The 212-nt window shown below is 69.8% G+C and carries 1 protein-coding gene; it reads right to left on the bottom strand.

The genetic code is table 11. From position 1 onward, the window contains the following. The coding region (locus tag Ga0451573_RS19630) for a hypothetical protein (protein ID WP_231685903.1) at positions 1–212 on the bottom strand (212 nt) is incomplete at both ends.

Below are 212 nucleotides of genomic sequence, written 5' to 3'. Positions count from 1 at the left end.
TTCCGGACGTGCACCCTGTGGCCTGCCTTCCGGACGTGTGCCCTGCGGCCTGCCTTCCGGACGTGTGCCCTGAGGTCTGCCTTCCGGACGTGTGCCCTGTGGCCTGCCTTCCGGACGTGTGCCCTGAGGTCTGCCTTCCGGACGTGCACCCTGTGGCCTGCCTTCCGGACGTGTGCCCTGCGGCCTGCCTTCCGGACGTGTGCCCTGAGGTC

It is taken from the genome of Phosphitispora fastidiosa (assembly GCF_019008365.1).
GTDB classification, from domain to species: Bacteria; Bacillota; Thermincolia; order Thermincolales; family UBA2595; genus Phosphitispora; species Phosphitispora fastidiosa.
The sequence above is the reverse complement of the archived record's forward strand: the minus strand, read 5'-3'. Positions and strand labels throughout refer to the sequence as shown.